Raw genomic sequence first — 4,926 nt, 5'->3', positions numbered from 1 at the left:
TTATTGTATTTTTGTTTTCAAAATCGTTATCCTCCTTTCCCCGTGCGGACGGATTCCGGGTTGGTAAAATAGCCCCCTATGCGCAACATCGGATTCGCCCAAGTGTACCGTCTCGTAAATAGCTTGACGCACCGAGAGCGTTGATGCGCCGCGCCAGCAAGGCGCGCGACTGAGGCATACCGTTGAGTATGGTGAAGGAGCGCAACGAAGCTGGAGCGGATGCAGCGGCGCTCGAATGCCAAGGTATTTGCGAGACGGTGCACTAGGTTGAGATGCCCTACCACCGGTGATAATCTAAGCCATTGATTGAGTTAAGAAAGGGGATCGACGATGGCGGACAAGGACGGTATTTCAGATACCCAAAATTATTTCGTGGACGTACCCATGGCAAGCGAGCCGTACACGCTGCGGGGTTCCAACTCGCTTGACTGGGGGTTCAAGAACCGGCTGTCGAACATATTCCGACCCGAAACGGGGCGGACGGTGATGCTCGCCATTGACCACGGCTATTTCCTTGGGCCGACCGCAGGCCTGGAACGCGTGGACCTCACGATTGTCCCCCTCCTCCCTTATGCCGATACCTTGATGTGCACCCGTGGCATATTGCGCTCGACCATTCCACCGACGTTCACGAAAGGAATCGTTCTGAGATCCAGCGGTGGGCCGAGCATTCTCAAGGAACTTTCGAATGAGGAAATCGCTGTTGATGTCGAAGACGCCGTTCGATTGAACGTCGCCGCGATGGCGGTTCAGGTCTTCATCGGTGGGGAGCACGAAACCCAATCGGTGCACAACATGACCAGACTGGTGGATATCGGCAACCGGCACGGCATCCCGGTCCTGGGGGTAACGGCGGTCGGGAAAGACATGGTTCGGGACGCAAAGTATATGCGCTTGGCCGCGAGGATATGCGCGGAGCTGGGAGCTGCGTATGTCAAGACCTACTTTGTCGCGGAAGGATTCGACACCGTCACGGCATCCTGCCCCGTGCCGATTGTGATCGCCGGCGGAAAAAAGCTGCCGGAGCCGGATGCCTTGAAGATGGCGTACGACGCCGTGCAGCAGGGAGCCGCGGGTGTCGATATGGGTCGAAACATCTTTCAATCCGAAGCCCCTGCCGCGATGATCCAGGCGGTACGAAAGGTGGTTCACGAGAAGATGAAACCCCATGAGGCGTACGACGTTTATCAGGCCCTGAAGAGCGGTAAGAAATAGGATGCGTCGCCTTCGCGAACCCAGCGTGAACTCTCATGAAAAATAAATGGCGGCAAGAAAAAGCGTCCGAGTTTATCGCCCGCCATGAGAAGCGGTGGGGAAGAGATTTGGCCCTCCGGACATACACCAGCAGGCTGATCGGGGAGGAAAAAGAACTCGTGCTCCACGGGGGAGGGAACACCTCGGTCAAGACAACCTATACCAACGTCCTGGGTCAACCCCTCCCCGCTCTCTTCGTCAAAGCATCGGGATATGATTTGGCAAACATCGAACCGGATGGGCATGTTGGGCTCGACCTCGAATACCTGCGACGGTTGCGAATGCTACCGGCGCTGCCGGACGACACCATGGTGAAGGAACTGCACACACACCTTCTGGAAGCCGGGGGAAAAAGACCCTCCATCGAGTCGTTGATGCACGCTTTTCTTTCCGCGAAATACATCGATCACACCCATGCGGACGCAATCTTGGCTCTCACCAATCAGCGCGATGGACACGAAGTCATCCGGGATGCGCTCGGCGGCGATGTCATCGTGCTCGACTATGCCAAACCGGGGTTCTCCCTGGCAAAAGCCGCCGCAGCCGCTTTCGACGATTCTCCTGATTGCATGGGCATGGTCCTGATGAAACACGGACTGGTCACCTGGGATGACGACGCCTTCTCGTCGTACAAAAAAACCGTCGAACTGGTGACACGGGCGGGGGAATACCTGGCAAGGAAATCAAGGAAACGTACCAAATCCGGGAAGGCAACTTCCATCGCAACGGCCCGTGAACGGTATCGGAACATCGCCCCGCTGCTACGAGGACTGCTGGCCGTCCCCACGGACGATGCCGATTCGCCGTACCGGCGGTTCGTCCTGCAGCCGTTGATCAACGATGACGTGCTCGATCTGGTCGATTCGAATCGGGGAAAGGAGATTGCGATCTCCCCCCCCCTGACCTCCGACCATCTGATTCGAACGAAGGCACTGCCGCTTTGGATCGATAACCCTCCCTACGACGACCATCAGAAAATTCGGGAGAGGATCTCGAACGCGATCGCCGACTACGCGAGGCAGTACGATGCCTATTTCAAGCGGCATGCTTCGAGACTTTTCCCCGGGCTCGAGCGATTCGACGCCATGCCTCGTGTCATTCTCATGCCCGGACTCGGCGCCGTATGCGCGGGGAGCGATGTCGCGGAAGCCGGAATCGTCCGGGATATCACCGCACAGACATTGGCCGTAAAAACGAAGACCGCGGCTGTCGGCCCATACAAGGGCCTGAGCGAGGATCATCTCTTCGACATGGAATACAACAGCCTGCAGCATGCAAAGCTTGCCGAAAATGAGCTTCCCTTGCATCGGTCCGTGGCGTTGATCACGGGCGCCGCAGGGGCAATCGGCGCGGGAATCTGCCAGGGGCTCCTGGAAAAGGGCTGTCACGTCGCCGCAACGGATTTGCCGGGGAATCCCCTGACCGAACTGGTGAACGAGTTGAGGCAGACGTACGAATCCAGGATCTTCGGTGTCCCGCTCGATGTCACGAAAACCCAGTCCGTGGCCGCGGGATTCGGCCGGGTCATTCACGAGTGGGGAGGCATCGACCTGATCGTGGTCAATGCGGGCGTTGCGCACGTTTCCTCACTTGCCGATATGGACACGAAGGCCTTTCGAAAGCTCACACGGGTGAACATCGACGGAACGCTCCACGTCCTGGCCGAGGCCGCACGGCATTTCAGGAACCAGAATACCGGAGGGGATATCGTGTTGATCTCCACCAAGAACGTGTTTGCGCCCGGTGCAACGTTCGGCGCGTACAGTGCGACCAAGGCAGCCGCGCACCAGCTCGGCCGGATCGCCAGCCTGGAACTCGCCGAGATCGGGGTCCGCGTCAACATGGTATCCCCCGACGCGGTCTTCACCCATGGGACCCGCAAATCCGGATTGTGGACCGAAGTCGGCCCGGGCCGCATGCGTGCACGAGGCTTGGACGAGAAGGGCCTCGAGGAATATTATCGCAACCGCAACCTTCTCAGAGCGAAGATAACGGCCACGCACGTGGCAAGGGCGGTTCTCTACTTCGCCACCCGCCAGACACCGACAACGGGAGCGACGATCCCCGTGGATGGCGGTCTTCCCGATGCGACGCCGAGGTAATCCCTGATCGAGAATCGGGAGGCGGTCGATCAGACCCGGAATTCGGTGAGCGCGAGGAAGGAGCCGAGGCGGTCCGAGATATCCTCCGGCGTGAGGTTTTGCAGCTTCTCGGTGCTGAACGCCTCCACGGTGAAGGAGGCGATCGCGCTCCCGTACATGGTCGCGAGCCGGAAGTCCATCTCGGTGAGCTCCTTGCCGCCGCAGCTGGCCAGATACCCCATGAACCCGCCCGCGAAGCTGTCGCCGGCGCCCGTGGGGTCGAAGATCGTCTCGAGAGGGTACGCCGGGGCGGCGAACATCGTTCCGTCCGAAAGCTGAAGAACGCCGTATTCGCCGCGCTTGATCACCACCCGGCTCGGGCCCCACTCCATCGCCTTCCGGGCCGCCTTGACCAGGTTGTACTCCCCGGTCAGCATCCGGATCTCCCCCTCGTTCACCATCAGGATGTCCACGCTCCCGATGACCTCGCGCAGCAGCCCGGGGCTGTTTTCGATCCAGTAGTTCATCGTGTCCAGCGCGACCAGTTTCGGACGCCGGACCTGGCGCAGGATGTCCCTCTGGAGGGCGGGGGCGATGTTGCCGAGGAAAACGTAGGGGGTGTCGCGGTACTCCTCCGGGAGGACCGGGGCGAAGTCCCGGAAGACGTTGAGCTCGGTCGTCACGGTATGGGCCGTGTTGAGGTCGTACTCGTAGAAGCCCTTCCAGTGGAACGTCTTCCCCTCGCTGATCTTAAGGCCCCTCACGTCGATCCGCCGGGACGCGAGCGTTTCGATCATCTCCCGGGGAAAGTCCGTCCCCACGACGGACACCAGCCGCACGGGGGCGAGGTAGCTGGCCGCCAGCGAGAAGTAGGTGGCGGAGCCCCCCACCACCTTCTCGACCTCCCCGAAGGGAGACCGGATGCTGTCGAAGGCCATCGAGCCGACGACCAGAAGGCTCATTCCCTGGCTCCTTTCCCGGAGGACATATGGTCCTATCCTACTACCACGCGGGGGGGCCTTGGCAATACACCCCCGCGCCGGGGCGCCATGATCGGCTTCCGCATCCTCCGCCTCCGCTGCCGGCGCAGCTGCGGCCGACAAGGGGGATGGGGGAGCGCCGGTCACCGGGGACCCTGGCTCGCGGGGGGCTTCCCCTTCACTACGCTCGCGACCTTGCGCCCGCTCGCTGCGGTTTCGCTCGCCTGAACGAACCCCGCTTTGCGGGGATACTCCTTCCTCGCTCCACACGCCGCTCCGGGGAACCCCCCGCATCGCCTGAGGGTCCCCGGACGCCCAGCAAACAAGCCATGTGGCGCCTTCCCGTGGCGTCTCCTATCCCGGGGCGCCATCGGCGGAGCAGCCGAAGGACGGGGGGTCCGAGCGGAGCTCTCCGGGAGGAAGGTCAAGCGCAGACTTGCGGGTTCATCGCAAGTCGAGCGACTTCGTCAAGCGACCCCCCTCCGAGGATGCGGAAGCCGATCATGGCGCCCCGGCGCGGGGGTGTATTGCCAAGGCCCCCCCGCGTGGTAGTAGGATAGGACCATATGTCCTCCGGGAAAGGAGCCAGGGAATGAGCCTTCTGGTCGTCG

At 61.1% G+C, this 4,926-nt stretch carries 3 protein-coding genes; 2 read left to right on the top strand and 1 reads right to left on the bottom strand.

All coding sequences use genetic code 11. The features are described from left to right. Nucleotides 1-330 precede the first annotated feature (330 nt). Both lsrF and VJ307_02725 read left to right on the top strand, forming a co-directional pair. Nucleotides 331-1,215 carry a 3-hydroxy-5-phosphonooxypentane-2,4-dione thiolase gene (gene lsrF, locus VJ307_02730; GenBank protein ID HJX73045.1) on the top strand — a complete coding sequence of 295 codons (885 nt, stop codon included), beginning with the start codon at nucleotides 331-333 and terminating at the stop codon, nucleotides 1,213-1,215. 35 nt (nucleotides 1,216-1,250) lie between these two features. Further along, complete coding sequence (locus VJ307_02725) at nucleotides 1,251-3,356, top strand: bifunctional aldolase/short-chain dehydrogenase (protein ID HJX73044.1); 2,106 nt, start codon at nucleotides 1,251-1,253, stop codon at nucleotides 3,354-3,356. A 29-nt stretch (nucleotides 3,357-3,385) separates the two neighbouring features. On the opposite strand, the gene VJ307_02720 is transcribed toward VJ307_02725, so the two are convergent. Next, a complete protein-coding gene (locus tag VJ307_02720; protein HJX73043.1) occupies nucleotides 3,386-4,297 on the bottom strand; it encodes a PfkB family carbohydrate kinase in 912 nt (303 codons plus the stop codon). Between the last annotated feature and the right edge of the window lie 629 nt (nucleotides 4,298-4,926).

The sequence above is a fragment of the Candidatus Deferrimicrobiaceae bacterium genome, assembly GCA_035256765.1.
In the GTDB taxonomy this organism is placed as follows: Bacteria; Desulfobacterota; Deferrimicrobia; order Deferrimicrobiales; family Deferrimicrobiaceae; genus CSP1-8.
Note: the sequence above shows the minus strand (reverse complement) of the source record. Positions and strands in the feature narration are given on the sequence as shown.